The sequence below is a fragment of the Paenibacillus sp. FSL K6-1558 genome, from assembly GCF_038002565.1.
Taxonomy (GTDB): Bacteria; Bacillota; Bacilli; order Paenibacillales; family Paenibacillaceae; genus Paenibacillus; species Paenibacillus polysaccharolyticus.
This window is the reverse complement of record NZ_JBBOCV010000001.1, coordinates 413,218-429,550: the sequence shown is the minus strand read 5'-3', so window position 1 is coordinate 429,550 and position 16,333 is coordinate 413,218. Positions and strand designations below refer to the sequence as shown.

Genomic DNA, 16,333 nt, shown 5'->3' with positions numbered 1-16,333 from the left:
TTCCTAGCCCCGAAGCACTAATTCCTGATAGATCGTGTAGACAAAAGAGACAATCTGCTGCACAAGGCTAAAGAACAACAAGCATAAGAAAGCCATAAATGCCATAGCTACAAGCGTGAGCAGCATCGTTAGAATCGTTTTGGCTGGGGTGTACTGATGCACAGTCATGTTGCCTACAAATAACAGGTACACGGTCCAGCAAACCGCAATCGCATTAGAGAAGTAATAAAATGCCGTTTCCTGCGCAGAAATAGCGAGACTCAGCCAGATCCACGGGAAATGCACCAGAAACATCGGAACCAGGGCAAAACACGTTGACATGAAAATTTCAGAGAACTTGCCCTCGCCATCCATCAATGTGGTTAGAGACCAGTTGGCCACACACCAGAACAACACGGGAATGACAACGTACACCATCTCAAGCAAGCTGTTCAGGTACTTTGGATTGTTAAAGTTAATCAGAAAGCCACTGTACTGGGCTTGCAAAATTTTAGTGAAGACGAGCAACACCATAATCATTAAAGAGATCAGCAGTGTCGTTTTTTGATTCCGCTCATATTTCAATTCCCAATACCCGTCAAAGGGATGAAAAATAAGATGCAGCGGGTATTGGTACAATTGTTTACTTGATGCCTGCATTCGTTGTCCTCCTTTTCTGCCTGCGAACGATGGCGATAGTGACGAACGCAGCTACAGCCAGGAATATACCGGACATCACCCATGAAAAGTGTTCACGCATCAGTTCCTTCCGATAGAGAAGAAAAGCTTTGGAGTACCCTTGACGCTCCATGCTTTGCTTGAAGTATTGCGCCGACTCGGCATATTCTTTCTGGCGAAGCAACGCTTTACCAATACCTGCATAGGCATATTCCAGATTGGCATTCATCTCGGCAGCCTTCGCAAACAGTTCCGAAGACTGATCTTCTTCGCCATTGTAATAACTGCGCACGGCATCATGTAGTGTGCGTCCATACTCTGTCGTCTGGAATACGGTAATTTCACCAAGCGCTTTGTCCAGAACAAGCATCCGGTCTCCCGCTCGCTCCAGCGCGACAGGTGTATTAAACATACCCATCCGGTTCCCGATGCCGCCAAAAATATGGAGCAGATAACCGTCGCCATTATAGGTAAAGATGCGGCCCCTGTTTGAATCGAGTACAGAGTACATATCGCTGTCCCCTACATCGACATCAATCAGACGTGATGGTCCAGCTTCCGTGGTATACCTTAGATCACCTTGAGGTGCTGAATATCCTTCTCTCCGCAAAATGTCTGTTCCTTGAGCATTCAACTTCTTGATCGGATCTTTGCCGCGATCTCCGCTGGTAGCATAGATGAATCCTTCTTCGTCCATATCCAGATTGGTGAACTCGGTCGGGGTAAACATGACCATCTGACTTCTCTGCTCCCGAGTAGCGAATCGTTTCCAGAGATATTCGACCGGATCAACCTGAACCCGATTTGCACCAATGAAGGAGGAGAACTCGCCATCGGCGCTGAATTCCATGAAGCCGTCAAATACACCTGCGGCCATTACGTAAATTCGCTCACCCTGATCCATCACAATCCGCATAGGTTTGAATTGAAAGTCCTCATTTAACAAGTCTGACTTCGGTTCAGATACAATTTTCACGAGCTGTCCCTTGTTATCCAAGTGCACAACCCGCTGATTATCCGAATCAGCCACCAGTAAATCCCCTTTTTCCGTTACAAACAATCCTTGCGGGTTTTTAAATTGATCTGTTTTGCCGTCATTTTGGAACGACTCAATTGTCCGTACTAGCTTGAAGTTGCGATCCATCTCGACAATTCGTCCATTACCCGAGTCAAGCACATAGACACGCTCATCTGCGGTAACATGCATATCACTCGGTTCCTTGAAAGGCGTTATATTCAGCTTCTTGCCTGTAATAATCGTTGTGGCTTCATAAGCAGCCGGAGCTGGAACGGTATCTCCGTAATAGGAATAGTGATAGGCATCTGGCTCACCGTCTGCGCTTGCAGGCAGTGCTGCTGAACTGAACAGCAGGAGGCAGACCATGCCCATGATGACCCATTTACGTCCTTTCCATGTGCTTTTTCGCGTGCTATGCTGCACTTTGCTGCCTCCTTTCTATTCTTTCATGCCTGAAGTAGCCATCGTCTGCATCACACTGCTCTGAGAGATAACAAACAGCGTGATCGGTACGATCATGAGCAGTAGCGCTACGGCAGCACCAACCCCTGCTCTGGCAATCCCGCCTTGTACGATCTGACTGAGTGCATAATGCAACGTTTTGAGATTTTCACTGTAAATAAAACTACCGCCGTCTGTTCCCCATAGGGCAGGGAATTGCAAAATCATAAGTGTGAGCCATGCTGGCTTCACATTAGGCATCACAATGCTCCAAAAAATCCGATATTCATTCGCGCCATCAATTTTCGCTGCTTCCAGCAACGCATCAGGAATCTGTTCCATGAACTGTTTCATTAGAAATAGTCCTAGTGAGAACGCCAGCGAAGGAACAATGATGGAAGCGTGTGTGTTGATCCAACCAAGCCAGGACATCACCATGTAGTTCGGAATTGCCGTAACGTGCGGCGAGAACATCAATGACAGAATAACAATGGTAAATAATATTTTCGACCCCGGAAAACGATATTTCGCCAAGGGATAAGCTGCTGCTGAAGCAAGCAGGATGTGCCCAGCTGTGCCCACTAGTGTAATGAGTAGTGTATTGGCAATATATCGAGATAAGGGGACCCAGGAATTGCCCATCAGATTAATCAAATCTGCGAAATTTTCTGTCGTCGGATTGTTCACCCAGAAGCGCGGCGGGAAGATAAACAGCTCATCCAGCGGCTTAAAGGCATTGTTGACCGCATAAATCAACGGAAGCACCATAAATGATCCGAACACAGCCAGTAGCGCAAACAACATGAAACTGACGGTAAATGACCGGTTAAGTCTCTTCGGCATGCCGAAGACGGCACGTACTTTGCTGGTCATCGTCATTCACCTATCTTTCTCAGCATTTTTTGCGTGAAAATGTTCGTTCCAAGCATCAATGCAAACAGCACGGTTGCGATCGCTGAAGCATACCCCATCTCAAAGCGAATCGTACCAAAGTCCATCAAATGGGTGACTACCGTATGCGCTGCATAGTTAACACTTGGGAATCCAGCCAAGGCAATCGAAATTTCGGCTACTGCGAACGATGCTGTAATCTGCATGACTGCACCAAACATCAACTGAGGTCTCATGGATGGCAGCGTAATATACCAAAGCTCCTGCCAGCGGTTTTTGATACCGTCCACCGTTCCGGCTTCCACCAGCGAGCGGTCAATCGTCTGCAAACCGGCAATAAAAGCCAAAAAGCTGGTTCCGAGACTAAGCCATAGCTGCACCAATATAACGATGCCCAGTACATACTTCTCGTTAGAAAGCCACTGAATCGGCTCCAGAATCACGCCAAGGCGCATGAGGAAACCGTTCATATATCCGTAGCTGTCACCAGAGAAAATGATCAGCCAGATGAAAAATACATTACCTGAGATCGATGGGGCGTAGAAAACCAATGTCATAACTGCTCTGACTTTAGGAGACAGCTCATTGATAATCCAAGCAAATAAAAAACAGGCAATATAACTGACTGGACCCGTGATCACTGCAAACAACAACGTGTTTTTGAGTGCAATTAGGAATACGTCGTCGTTCAGGAACAACCGGGAATAGTTTTGCCAACCAACAAAACGTGGAAATTCAAGCATATTAAAGTGAAAAAAGCTGAGACCGAGCGATATGCCGACCGGAATAACCGTAAACATGAAAAAGATCAGCATAAATGGTGCCATTAAGACGTAATAATGCCTGCTGAGATACAGATTCCTTTTCAATAAGGACCACCAGCCGACCTGGCGTGTATGCATAACAGGAGCGGCGGCTGTCTTGGATGTTTTAGCTTGCAACCGTTACCCTCCCTTTCCTTTATTTCAGATTAAATTCCTTGCGTTTCAGTTCAATCTCATCGTCAATATACAGTACATAGTCTGATAAAGCCTCACGTGGATTTTCATTCGCGTTAACGACTTTTCGGAAAGCATTATCCAAATGTCGACCTGTAAAATAACCCCCTGGCATCTGCGGAATCCCTTGCACCCATTCCCATTGCTTCTCCAGGTTCTGGTAATCCTTCACTGGCCAAGGTAACTGTTCTAATGCTTCAATGTTCGCTGTAGGGTAACGGGCAGCCGCGCCCATCAGACCTTCCATTTCTCGTCCGTACTCGATCTGGGTTGACTCATCCGTCCACCACTTCATGAATTTCCATGCCGCTTCTTTGTTATTGGCATTTTCGAGCATCATGACTGCACTGCTCGCGCTAGCTACCTCATGCCGTATAGAACCATCCGGAAGCTGTGTGCCAGGCACAATCGTGAAGTCCCACAGGTTGCGGATTTCCGGTGCTAATACAGTCAGCATGTTATAGGTCGTGTAGTCGGCTATGCCGATTGGCATTTCTCCTGTACGGAAACGGTTTGGAAAATCGGCTTTCAACGGGAACTTGTAATTCGTATAAAATTGCGTCCAGCGTTTGAATGCCTCCATCGAAATTTCTGAATCAAGCGCACTTTTCTTCCCATCTTCGTTGTAGAACTTTCCATCATTCTGATATAAAAGCATTGCAAATGTGGCGTTAGGAACCATGTTGGCATTGTTCAGCGTATCTTCAATCGGCAGATAGAACTCCATATTGTGTTTCTGCAATACAGCGATCGCATTATACACGTCCTGCCAAGTTTTTGGTGGCTCCAGACCTAATTCATTCAATATATCCTTGCGGTAAAATAGCATTGGGAAATGTTGCTGCTCCGGTAGTGCGTACACTCCACCGTCATACTCATAAGGTGTTATTCCACTTGCCCGGAATCTGCTAGCCACCTCTTTGAAATCCGGAAACTTGCTTAGATCTGCTGCCGCATTTCTCATCGCATAGTTCACAGGAATATCTTCGCCCATTTGCATCGCCACATCGGGACCTTCTCCGGCCAGCGTTGCGGGCAACAAAATATTTGGCGGCACAAGTCTCAGCTGCACAGACACATCGGTATCCGGTGTAAACGTATCGTCAATCATGCCCTTAAGCACTTGAGCCTGATCCCGTCCGGTGGTGATCCATACGGTGATTGAGTCCTTCTTTTTCTCCACGTTACCGATACTGTCATAGTCTTCCGTGTAGGAAGCGACATAAGCACCCAGTTCATGCTTCACCTGTTGGAACGCAGACGCTTCAGCCTTTGGCATTTCTTGTCCTGAAGGAGCTACAACCAGGTAATCCATCGTAATCGGTTGCTCACGTACAGTCAGAATCCATGTACCTAGGCCACCGACATTAATTTTGAATGTATCCAACCGTTTCGGAACGGTTTCCGGCCTTGCCGCCATATCCTTGAGCTGTACAACCATGGCATTCAGAATGGCTACTTTGTCACTCTGTTCTCCGGTTGCTTTTTCGAGATACTCCGCGACAGATGTGAGTACCACAGCTTGTTTTTCAAAAACCTCTATCATCTCTGGAATACGCTTCTCCAACTGATAATCCCGAAGTGGATCAGGTTTGTTGGAGGTAATCATTAGAATTTTGCGGTACATTTCATTCAGTTCAAGTACGCTTGATTCCACCGTTCGAAGTAACGGGGCAATATCGCCAAGTGTGACTGTCATCCGTAAGCGGTGTTTCCCCTTCTCCAGATGGAACTGATAGGGTTCTTCTTCACTGTTTCCAAGCACTTGTGTCTGCCAGGACGGACTATAGTTGAAGCGAATTCGTTTCACCTCTTCAAACGGAACTTTGCCGTTAATGGTAAGACTGCGTGTGGCATAGATACCCCGAAGCTGATCCTGTTTTACTTTTAACGCAATCTGGTACAGTCCATCTTCAGGCACATCAATCTCCCATTCAACCCATTCCCCCGGAAGTTTCCAGTTCACGCCTCCGATGGCATTGATCCGAATTTTGGATACATCGTAGGGTTCAAGTGATGGACTGGATCGATCCGAGATGGGCGCAAGTGTAGGTGAAGATTTGGTGATCGCTTCTTCGCCTTGCACTTTCAGCATGATGGGGCTGGCTGGCTTTACACCTAACGAATCATACGTCTTCTGGATTTCGGCATACGTAGGAACGGCCTCTTCCTGATACAGTTCGATGTAATCAATCGCCATACTCTCTCTGAGAGAAGTCAAAGATAATTGCTGGTTGCCTTTTTCAAAATAAAACTGAAACGGTTCCTCAAAATATCCGGCACTATCTCGAAACGAAGCGAGTTGCCATTCCGGCTTCTCCACCTGCCTTGGTCTGAGATCGTTGCCTCGATCATCCTGACGGACGTGATCTTCGCGATTGCCCCATACCCTGTCGAACAGAAGTACATCCGCTTCCCGGAAAGGAACTTGGCCGTTTAACTCCAGCTTGCGCTCAATTCCGGAGCTTTTGCCTTCGACAGGATAATAATGAATGCGAACCTGATATAAACCACTCACTTGAACGGGAACATCCCAGCGAATGGTTCCGGATTCGGGTGTAATAACAGCACTGCCATCCAACCCTTCATATCCTTGCACCACCTTAAACTCTCCGTTATCCGCCTCTGTATAAGCTTCACCTTGAATCCTTACGGTAGTGTCCGGTTTGGCAGTGCTCGCATACGTTTCCTGATAATGTTCATAACTTCGTGAATCCCTGGTGCCCGCTACAGCTTCAAAATCCTCAAGTGCATGCACTGTCCCGGGGCTCTGATTCTTGGATGGATAGATCACGATGATCGAGAACACCAAAGCCAGAACAAGTGCCAGAATCAGTACCTTTTTCTTACGTGACCGCATGTTTGCATGTATCCCCTTTCCTGTAAGCGTATCAGCAAAAGAATGATTGACTAACCCGGGCAGACCGCACTTGGTACTCGCGCGTTCTGCCCGTATTTAGCAGTGCTTATTTGTATACCTCATCAATAGCGGCTTGGAAAGGAGCCTTGTATTTCTCAATCAACGTAGATACGGATACGCCTTCTTTCAGTTCACCATCAAAATCCCAATAAGGAAGGGACGGGAACGTGTTATGGTCAAGAACAAGCATGCCAGCTGCCACTTCTCTGGCGTTGTTAATATCTGCTTCATCCGTCAGATGTCTTTCGAGCGTGGATTGTTCCGGATAGTCATAGATGGAATCAATCTCATTGATTTTTTCCCAGATGTACATCAGTTGCTCTGGATTCTCTACAGCTTTAGGGATCGTGATCGCTTGATAACGTGATTCACCAGAATGGTAGGCCGAAGCACTTGGGCCTTTAGGATAAGGCAGGAAGCCGATATCATAGTCAGGCATATCTGTTTTGATGCCTTCAATCTCGTACATTGCGCCAGAATACATGAGTGTATTGCCTTGACGGAAGAAGGTAGCTGGTTCAGTCCAGTCGCCGCCTTCTGTTGGTCTGCCCACTTTCTCTGTAGCCAATTTGTTTAAGAAATTGAGTGCTTCTTTTGTTTTTGGATCTTCGAGGTTCTGTTTATCCTCTTTGGTTAGTGAAGCTTCGTTGGAATACAGGATTGGTTCAAGCAAACCCGTTTGAGCGAGGCCCCACGTATCCAGCTTGCCGTCATTATTCCGGTCTTTGTTGGCTTGTTTGGCTACAGCCAGGAAGTTATCCCAATTCCATTCGTCCGCATCAACATATTCCTGCAGTGGCTTCAGGCCAAGCTCTTGCATCAGAGTACGATTGTAGAAAATACCGTTGATGAAGGAAGACTTATCTTCCGTAAATCCGTAACCTTTCCCTTCGTATTGCATATATTCCTTGGTTGTTTTTTGATTGAATACCTGATCGTTCTTGATATAATCATCCACCGGCCACAACAGGTCCTGTTTGGTCAGTGCCGGAATAGCATAGTTTTTACCGAGTCTAACAAAGTCGCCGAGCGGCTCGCCAGCCATTAATGAGGCTACAACTTTCTCCTGATATTCACCAAAATCGATGGATACGTATTCGATATTGAAGTTATGTTTTTTCTTTAAAGCTTCGAGGTTCTCGATTCGTTTGATATTATCCGGATTGTTATCTGTAATTTGCATATCCCACCACGCCACAACCTTGATCGTTCTGCCACCCATGTCAAAATCCATCTCTGGTGTAGAATTTTCATTTTTCGGCTCAGTTTCGGCTGGTGCTTGCTCTTCCTGTGGTGCCGGTTTTTCGGGTGCCGGCTCAGCAGCAGGTGCAGAACTACAAGCGTTGATCATCAACATGACCGCGAACAAAAGACTCAGTAGCATAAACTTGTTTTTCTTCATTGTCTTCCCCCCTGATTGTCGTGTGCTACCAAAGTGTATCGTCCAAATGTAAGCGCAAACAACCCGCTTAAATACAGGTATTTACCCGGTCAGATTATAGATCAGGTTCATTTGAGGAGTGATTTAGGGTATTTCACCTGCAACTGGTAAAGAAATGCACTATCTGCAAAATAATGCACATTGTATGCGCTTTCTTTTCTTCCCATAATGAAACTAAGCCTTATTTCAGTTAAACAGTGGATCGGAATATCAGGAGAAGGTGAGGTCATGCTTCATGTACAGTGTTTTACTTGTTGATTATAGCCGCCGCTTGTGTAGAGAGCTTGAACAGCTTTTGGAAGACCACAAATTCCCATTTACAATTACGGATTCGGTTTCCTCTTCAAACGCTGCTCTTGCAGCACTATCTGATCGGGATTTCAGTGTTGTCGTCGTGCATACAGAGCAGTATGATACGGCAGGATTATGGTTGTGTCACCACATTCGAAAAACAAACGATATCCCTATTCTGCTGCTCGGTGGAAGGGATCAATTCAGACTAGTCCGCAAAGCATTAACTTATCAGGTGAATGATTATTTACCCTCACCTTTTAGCGCTTCCGCGCTTGTACACAGTTTATATGAACTTTTGAACAAACTTGGGCCTGTTCCTGTGAAAAAAAGCCCTGCCGTCAAGCCTACGATTCAGCTCAATGGCAAAGCGATGGATTCCAAGCATGTGATTCGGATCGTGAAAGCTTATGTAAGAGATCATCTGAATGAAGAAATTACGTTGAAAAAGATCGCTGACATGTTGCATTTCAATTGTGCCTATCTTGGTCAGAAGTTTAAAATGCAAGAGAACGTTTCCTTTAATGACTACATGTTGAAGGAGCGAATGAAAAAAGCCAAACAACTTCTCCTGTCCACCGACCTGCGGATTTACGAAATTGCTCTGGAGGTCGGATATCGGGATATCGATTGGTTTTATAAAAAATTCAAAGCTTACGCTGGGTCAAGTCCCAATGCCTATCGCAGACAAAAGGCTCACACCGCTTAATTAATTAAGTAATATACGGAGCCGTTTGTATTCGGAGCGTATCCCAGGCTACATATATATTGATAAATCTATCTAATGAAAAGCACGCAGGAGATGCTACTCCTGCGTGCTTTATTACGTTCTTATCACTTACCGATCCGCCGAACGAATCAGTAAGGTTTCTCGATACTCTTGAGGAGTCATGCCCGTCTGTTTTTTAAACAGCCTAGTAAACGAATGAGCAGATTCATACCCGACCTGTAGTGCAACTTCCCGCACCATAAGCTCTTGGTTCATGAGCAACTCCTTGGCCTTGCGAATTCGGCTATCATCAATATATTCGGATAGATTAATGCCCATCTCCTGTTTGAAAAATCTGGATAGATACGAAGGATTAAAGTGATGCAGTTCTGCCAAGCGCACTAACGTAAGATCCTTTTCCAGATTACTCTTGATATAATTACATAAACTCTGTACGACGATATTCGCACGTTCCTCTTCGTTTGATCGTTTGAAGTTGACCAGTTCATCGGCTGCCAGATAGAGATATTGAACGGCATCTTTCATGCTTGGAAAATGCTCCAAATGCAGAAAACTTCGCTGATCCGGAGTTTTCTGCTTCAGTCCCCAGCGATTAAATGCTGCGTAAAAGGTCAATGCCAGATGATAGTATGTCTCCATGGCTCGCTCCATCGTCATATCCTGTTGAAGGAGTTCTCCCACAAGCTCTTCGAAGATATCATAGAAGGATTGAAACCGTCCTGTCTCCAGAAAACCATTCATTGCTTCTACCCGGCTTGATATCCGCGGTGATTCCTTCGGCGTACCCGCTTGAGGCTCCTTGTAATTGTCTGTCAGAACCATCGACATGCCATCCCCGACTTTCATCCACTGTAACAAGCGCAGACGCTCGTATTGCTGCGGGAGTTGGAACCAATCACACCCCCGTCCACTAAGTGTGCATGCAATCGACACGCCAAGTGAAGCAAGACACGACTCCTGGACAAGCTCTAAGGTACCTTCCATATATCTCGCAAAATGCTGGTCTGCATCTCGCTGGCTATCTTTAGGCTGAAGTAGCCACACCGTATCACCATAGTGATCCGTAGCACTGACACATTCCGTATATTCACTCATCAATGATGTTCCAATGATCCGAATAGATGATTCAGTACACCCTTGTTCAACTTCTGCTGGTTCATGTAGCTTATTCAATCTTGCAAGCACCAGAAACACCGGAGAATCAGCTTTTAGATGAATCTGCCTCTCTAGTAGTTCAGCCTGAAGTTCAATTAATGAAGCAGCAGTTGAACCTTCCTGAAGAAGCTTTCGGATGTATTCATTCTGCCTAAATGCGGTCAACCGGGATGTAATCTCGCTTTGTTGTTCCAGAAGATTATGCATATCATGACTTTCCCTGATCTCTTCCATAACCTGCTCCACCATGTGCATCACTTTATCGTAACCTTCTGTCTTAAGCAGGTACCGTACATTGTTCATCTGAAAGGCTTTGTATGCATATTCAAAATCACTGTGACCCGTCAGAAAAATAACACGGCACTGCGGCCAGCGGCTTTGAATCTCTTCCGTCAGCTCCAGTCCGCTCATGCCCGGCATACGAATGTCCGTCAACACAATATCAATTCTGGAGCGCCGCATCCAGGAGAGTGCTTCTGTAGCAGAGTATGCTTTGCATACATCCAGCCGATCCGGCATATGTCTCGCAAATGTTTCATACAAACTATCCGTAATGATCTCCTCGTCATCTACAATCAGAAGTCGATACATTCGTTTTCCCCCTCGTTCCACTGGATTCGGATGACAACCTTTAAACCTTGTAGCTCACTTCGTGACAAAAACAACCCGCTTCCTTCGCCAAAGGTCAGAAGCAATCGCCTATGGATGTTCATTAATCCCGTTATGTCATCTGTCGTTGCCTCACGATGCAAGTTATGTTGCAACTTCTCTATATCTTCTGTCTGGAGATCATGCCCGTTATCTTCCACCGTAATTTCCGCCCATGATGACTCCATATGGAATTGGACTCGCAACAGACCTGCGGACGTATTTTTTTCAAGGCTATGCTCATAGGCATTTTCAATAATCGGCTGGATTACAAGTCTGGGAACCTGAATCTGTTGCATTTCCAGCGGAACCTCACCGAATTCAACCTTGATTCGTCTGGAGAATCGCAGTTGCTGGATATCCGTATAGATTCGGGAATGATGTACTTCTTCCTTCAGTGGCACATGATCTGTCCCATTACGTGTAATGAATCGAAAATATTCTCCGAGCATATTCGTAAATTGTTCAATACGATCCGTTTCTCCTGTTCGTGCAAGCGAGCTCAGAATGAAGAAACTGTTATACAAAAAGTGTGGGTTAATCTGTGATTGAAGCTGCTTTAATTCAGCTCGCTGCATCATCATCGTTTTTTTGAAATCACGGTCAATCAGCAATTGCAGATTCTCAATCATATGATTAAAGCGGCCATACAAGAATCCGAACTCGTCTTTGCGATGATGTACAATCGGGATATCCAGCACCCCGCCCTCCATCTTTTTGAACCTTTTCACCAGCAATAATAAAGGAATGTGAATCAGTTTGTACGTTGAATAGAGATATGCTGAAATCGCAATAAACGATGTGATGGCAAATATCCATGCCCATTTATAAAACTTGCTCAAGGGTTTGGTGACCATTTTCTCTGGCAAATATGTAGCAATGGATAAACCAAGAGGTTGCATATGATGTTGGTTCACATGGTACGCTGTATCCTCAACATTTACGCGAAAGCTCTCAAGGGAGTTCTTTTGACTATATTCACGGTAATTGGCAAGAATGATCTCGCGCTCTTCCCGGTCTAAAATAGCAAAACCTGTTTTGTCTTCAATAAGGAGGGAAGCACTTTCAGGGTATAGATTAAGTTGAGATAATTCATTCTGAAAAGCAACATTATCCAGTTCCACCTGAACAACAAACAGCGGTGCGTCTCCCATTTTGCCTGTTAAACGGACCGCACTCAGATTCAGGGTATCGTCTTTAACTGTGAATCGAATGCTTTCTTCGTGCGTGAATGAACTGAAATAATCGTATGAGGTACTATTAAATTCATCAATTCCCTGCACTGCGGAGATACTCTTGTTGACTGTAGGAATATGTACATAAACGTTCTTGATATAAACGCTGCTGTTTTTGAAAGAGGCCAGCCGTTCGGACAAATAGTTTAGTATTTCCCGTTTTTCAATCTGGTCCATATTGTTCCAGAGGATCGCCAGCCGATTCAGCTTGCGGTCCTCTGCAATGTCAAACTGCTGCAACTCCATCCACTCGATCTCCCGGTTAAGTTCTGTCGCGTATTGACTTAACCGCCTCTCTGTCGATAAAGAAATTTCCTGACTTGCCGTATCATAGCTCCAGTGGTACAGATACACGCCCAGAAGAATCAAAGGTATGACAAAAACCAGGTAGGTCATAATCAGCCGCGCAAATATACTGTTAAACCACGACTGTGCCGGTATCTTAAACAACGAACTCCCCTCCTGATTTCAGATCAAAGACACCTGCCTTAATAGGATAAAGCGAACGCCTGGTGATCCCTGGCGGCTTGCGTTCTATACCATGCGTTCACCTCCGATGTAATCTCTTTTCCGCCCAGTTCAAGCCAATCTACTACAAATTGATCGAATTCTTCGATAGGTGATCCATAAATAATATTCATAAATACTTCAAGCTGTAGATCCCGAAGGATAATCTGCCGATCTACCATCGTTTCCGTAATTCCGCCTGTGAATTGATCATACAGAAGCTGTCCATTCATATCGTAATCATCCGCGATGCTAAACGCACCTGTTGGCCCGTAAGTCTGCTTCCATCCCCACCCGCTCTTCAAACCTTCTGATTCATAAGCAGCAATTCGCTTGTGAATCGCCAGCGCTTCGTTCTCCAGTACAGAAAAGTCACCTGTTGTACGTGCATCCCGAATATCTCGATATGCATCTAAATTTTTGGTTCCCGGAAAAGGAGTGACCGGAGACAGCATCCACACCGCACGTGAGTCGTCATTATAGTACGTTTCATATTCCGCATTCTGTCCCCAGTTTCTGTCCAAGTGCAGATTCATCAGTTTAACGACGACTTCAGGATGGGCAAAACCTTTTCTCACAGCAAAGTAGTTTCCTGTATTGGAACGAAGCGGTACAACCCTGTTTCGACCTGTCTCGGCTACGATCGGATATGCCTGCCATTCTGCTTTCGGATCTTCATCACGGGTAGACTGGACAACAAAAGGAGTCCACTGTTCACCATAGAGCATGCCAATTTTCCCCTGATCAATGAGACGGTATGCCTTGCTTCCATTTTTGTAAGCAAAGTCCGGATCAAGCTGTCCCTCAAGGTACATGGTCTGTAATACTTCCAACGCCTTACGTACCTCAGGCTGTATGCCTCCATAGGTCAGACCGCCCTCAGGATCTTTAATCCAGATATTCGGAAACGCACCATACCCCGCCATAAATCCAGAAACGCCCATTACCGGGTCCCATAGATAACTCGTTAGCGCAAGTCCGTAGGTGTCCTGTTCTCCATTACCATCCGGATCACGTGATGTAAACGCTTCCGAAACTTTCAACACGTCTTCTATCGTTTCAGGTGCCTGCAGCCCCAATCTATCCAGCCAATCTGTTCTGATCCACAAATACTGTGCCGTTTCAATGGAAGAAGATGATTCGGGAATAGCCATTAGCTTGCCGTTAATGGTCGCTGCATCAAACGCCCCTTTCCCTTCGGCCTCCAAAATATTTTTGGTTAGTGGCGTGGCGAAATCACGATATACTTCCGTCAAATCTTCAATTAGATTGGCATTGCTCAGCTGTCTTAGCTGATATGGGTTAACTCTGACGACATCCGGGAAACGGCCGGCAGCAAGGGAAACCCCTAACTTTTGATTATAAACATCGCCCGTTGCAATCCAGTCATACCGAATCTGAATACCAAGCTCCTGTTCGTACAAACGAGTCCAGCGGTTATCAACCAGTGTCTCACCGGGCAGTTGCTCAATCATGCGCTGTAAGTCTTCTCCCGTTTCTCTGACAAAAGAAACTTGAATGGGCGGAGAATAGGCCGCCAAAGATGAGGCCTGCTGATCCTTAGATAGGTTATTGATAAGACCGGAGTCTCCCTGCGTATGTCCAGTAGGTATACATACGGTTAGAAAGATAATGATCGTCCATCTTGTTTTGTACATCCATCGCTTATGCATGGTGACATGCCCCCATTTTGATTGAATGAACGTATCTATTTCTTTTTTCCATAATTGTTATCATTGTACAACATTTGATCTGTCATGAGTACGAAAAAGCCGCCGTTTGGCGACTTTTATTTATAACTCTGAGCAAGGATGGATTTACGGAGAGATATGATATTCAAAATTCGAAAAGTCGGCCATGCCCCCTATTTCATGTGTGGAGAACAGAAACAATCCAATTCTACAGCCCATGAAGTGATCCAGCTTGTAGACCATTTTGTGCGGAATCCCGAGGCTCTTCCAATCTGCCCCATCCAGATAGGCGAAGCGGCATTCATCTTGATTATCTACAAAATTGGCTGAGGCTTGCAGCTTCACTACAGGTCCTGTTACAGGTATGCGGGCGTACTCCGTGGCAGGCTCCTGGTCAATCATACTGCCAAATATGCTGTTATCCTGACTTACTCTGGCCTGCATAACGAGATAGTACTTGCCTTCATGTTTTGTCATTGCAATCAAACCATACGTGCCAATCAGAAAACATAAACCTGCATAATCACCATCGTTCAGGCCACTGCCATCCAATGTTACTGACGCTATACAAGCCGGCCCCATGGCCCGCTGAGTGAGTGTATTCACTGCAAACGTCAGGTTAGGGCTAAGTTGACCCGTTCGAATTCGGTACACTCCCGGTACTTCCGTAACAGACCACAGATCATCATGCGGTGTATGATTCCACTGCCAAACATCCCGAAGTCGCACATTACCCTGACCATCCAGCGTATATTCGAAACGATCGCTTGCAACCAGCGGTTGGTAACGGTAGCCCGGTCTTGTGCTGGCCAGATCGATTTGTTTCGGAGCCTCTTTTGCAAATACAGGTACGCCTTCCTCGAAACGCATCGGGACCAGAACCGGAATTCGCCCTACGGCCCCATGGTCTTGAAAAAGCACAGCGTACCAGTCACCATCCGGTGTATCCACGATTCCGCCTTGAGCAACCCCTGAATTAAAGTATCCCATATCATCATTGAACACTTCTCCGCCAACAAATGTACCATCCAGCGTATCCGCCCTGTAACAAGCTTGCGTTCGTCGCCCTGCTTCCTTCGTCATATGAATCAGGAAGACATAATAGATACCTTCAATTTTGTAAAAATGTGCTCCTTCATAACCCAAGTAGTGCGGCTGAAGGTCTTTCACTAGGATGCGATGCCTCCCTTCCGGCTTGGGTCCGGAGAGATCGGTTTTTAATTCGGTTAAGTGAATCTCTCGATTACCATGTACCAGATACACCCGTTCGTCATCATCAAAAAATAACGAGCAGTCATGGTAGAATCCTTCTACAATCTGTTTATTCCAAGGTCCGGTTATCGTTTCAGAAGTATACAGATACGTTTTACGAGTATCATTGGCTACAAAAATGACGTAGAACTTGCCTTGATGATAACGGAGTGAAGCCGCCCACATGCCTTTTCCGTAGATCTGCTGCCCGTTCTCCAGCCGCTGGGCTGGTGTATTATCCAGTCTGTCATATACATACGAAGCGGTTTCCCATTGAATCAGGTCATATGACCGGAGAATAACACATCCAGGCATCATATGCATGGTCGTACTTACCATATAATACGTATCTTCTACCCGAATGACGTCCACATCCGGATAATCGGCCCATATAATCGGATTTGAATACATCGTGTAAAACACCTCTTTTCGGAGTTCAGCATCATAGCTGTTCACTCT

Annotated in this window: 11 protein-coding genes; 1 reads left to right on the top strand and 10 read right to left on the bottom strand. The window is 45.7% G+C overall.

Annotated features, from left to right (window positions below; translation table 11 throughout):
• Window positions 1-3: 3 nt before the first annotated feature.
• From MHI38_RS01735 to MHI38_RS01710, 6 genes are all read right to left on the bottom strand, one after another.
• Entirely contained in the window at window positions 4-639 is a 636-nt protein-coding gene (locus MHI38_RS01735) for a YIP1 family protein (protein WP_145412998.1), read from the bottom strand.
• Window positions 623-2,047, bottom strand: coding sequence for a hypothetical protein (locus MHI38_RS01730; protein WP_154889548.1), 1,425 nt, complete (start codon window positions 2,045-2,047; stop codon window positions 623-625). Before MHI38_RS01730 ends, MHI38_RS01735 begins: the two co-directional genes overlap by 17 nt.
• A gap of 66 nt (window positions 2,048-2,113) precedes the next feature.
• Entirely contained in the window at window positions 2,114-2,989 is an 876-nt protein-coding gene (locus MHI38_RS01725; protein ID WP_090915952.1) for a carbohydrate ABC transporter permease, read from the bottom strand.
• Window positions 2,990-2,991: 2 nt separating this feature from the next.
• Window positions 2,992-3,909 carry a carbohydrate ABC transporter permease gene (locus MHI38_RS01720; RefSeq protein WP_423246135.1) on the bottom strand — a complete coding sequence of 306 codons (918 nt, stop codon included), beginning with the start codon at window positions 3,907-3,909 and terminating at the stop codon, window positions 2,992-2,994.
• A 58-nt stretch (window positions 3,910-3,967) separates the two neighbouring features.
• Window positions 3,968-6,865 carry an extracellular solute-binding protein gene (locus MHI38_RS01715; protein ID WP_154889097.1) on the bottom strand — a complete coding sequence of 966 codons (2,898 nt, stop codon included), beginning with the start codon at window positions 6,863-6,865 and terminating at the stop codon, window positions 3,968-3,970.
• 106 nt (window positions 6,866-6,971) lie between these two features.
• Window positions 6,972-8,327, bottom strand: coding sequence for an extracellular solute-binding protein (locus MHI38_RS01710; RefSeq protein ID WP_154889099.1), 1,356 nt, complete (start codon window positions 8,325-8,327; stop codon window positions 6,972-6,974).
• Between the two features lie 274 nt (window positions 8,328-8,601).
• Here MHI38_RS01710 and MHI38_RS01705 point away from each other — a divergent pair, with 274 nt between their 5' ends.
• Window positions 8,602-9,366: a helix-turn-helix transcriptional regulator gene (locus MHI38_RS01705; protein WP_154889101.1), complete on the top strand. Its 765-nt coding sequence runs from the start codon at window positions 8,602-8,604 to the stop codon at window positions 9,364-9,366.
• Window positions 9,367-9,495: 129 nt separating this feature from the next.
• Here the strand turns inward: MHI38_RS01705 and MHI38_RS01700 are convergent, their stop codons facing one another.
• From MHI38_RS01700 to MHI38_RS01685, 4 genes are all read right to left on the bottom strand, one after another.
• The gene (locus MHI38_RS01700; protein ID WP_154889103.1) at window positions 9,496-11,133 is read right to left on the bottom strand and encodes a response regulator; all 1,638 of its coding nucleotides are present in this window, start codon (window positions 11,131-11,133) and stop codon (window positions 9,496-9,498) included.
• Window positions 11,118-12,875, bottom strand: a complete 1,758-nt coding sequence (locus MHI38_RS01695; protein WP_186809665.1) for a sensor histidine kinase — start codon at window positions 12,873-12,875, stop codon at window positions 11,118-11,120. Before MHI38_RS01695 ends, MHI38_RS01700 begins: the two co-directional genes overlap by 16 nt.
• 38 nt (window positions 12,876-12,913) lie before the next feature.
• On the bottom strand, window positions 12,914-14,605 hold the full coding sequence (locus tag MHI38_RS01690) for an extracellular solute-binding protein (protein WP_154889105.1): 1,692 nt from the start codon (window positions 14,603-14,605) through the stop codon (window positions 12,914-12,916).
• A 144-nt stretch (window positions 14,606-14,749) separates the two neighbouring features.
• Entirely contained in the window at window positions 14,750-16,330 is a 1,581-nt protein-coding gene (locus MHI38_RS01685) for a glycoside hydrolase family 43 protein (RefSeq protein ID WP_261769268.1), read from the bottom strand.
• Between the last annotated feature and the right edge of the window lie 3 nt (window positions 16,331-16,333).

Excerpts from the sequence above, each read along its gene's own strand:
- MHI38_RS01735 (WP_145412998.1), bottom strand. The coding sequence starts at position 639 with ATGCAGGCATCAAGTAAACAATTGTACCAATACCCGCTGCATCTTATT.
- MHI38_RS01730 (WP_154889548.1), bottom strand. The coding sequence starts at position 2,047 with ATGGGCATGGTCTGCCTCCTGCTGTTCAGTTCAGCAGCACTGCCTGCA.
- MHI38_RS01725 (WP_090915952.1), bottom strand. The coding sequence starts at position 2,989 with ATGACCAGCAAAGTACGTGCCGTCTTCGGCATGCCGAAGAGACTTAAC.
- MHI38_RS01720 (WP_423246135.1), bottom strand. The coding sequence starts at position 3,909 with ATGCATACACGCCAGGTCGGCTGGTGGTCCTTATTGAAAAGGAATCTG.
- MHI38_RS01715 (WP_154889097.1), bottom strand. The coding sequence starts at position 6,865 with ATGCGGTCACGTAAGAAAAAGGTACTGATTCTGGCACTTGTTCTGGCT.
- MHI38_RS01710 (WP_154889099.1), bottom strand. The coding sequence starts at position 8,327 with ATGAAGAAAAACAAGTTTATGCTACTGAGTCTTTTGTTCGCGGTCATG.
- MHI38_RS01705 (WP_154889101.1), top strand. The coding sequence starts at position 8,602 with ATGTACAGTGTTTTACTTGTTGATTATAGCCGCCGCTTGTGTAGAGAG.
- MHI38_RS01700 (WP_154889103.1), bottom strand. The coding sequence starts at position 11,133 with ATGTATCGACTTCTGATTGTAGATGACGAGGAGATCATTACGGATAGT.
- MHI38_RS01690 (WP_154889105.1), bottom strand. The coding sequence starts at position 14,605 with ATGCATAAGCGATGGATGTACAAAACAAGATGGACGATCATTATCTTT.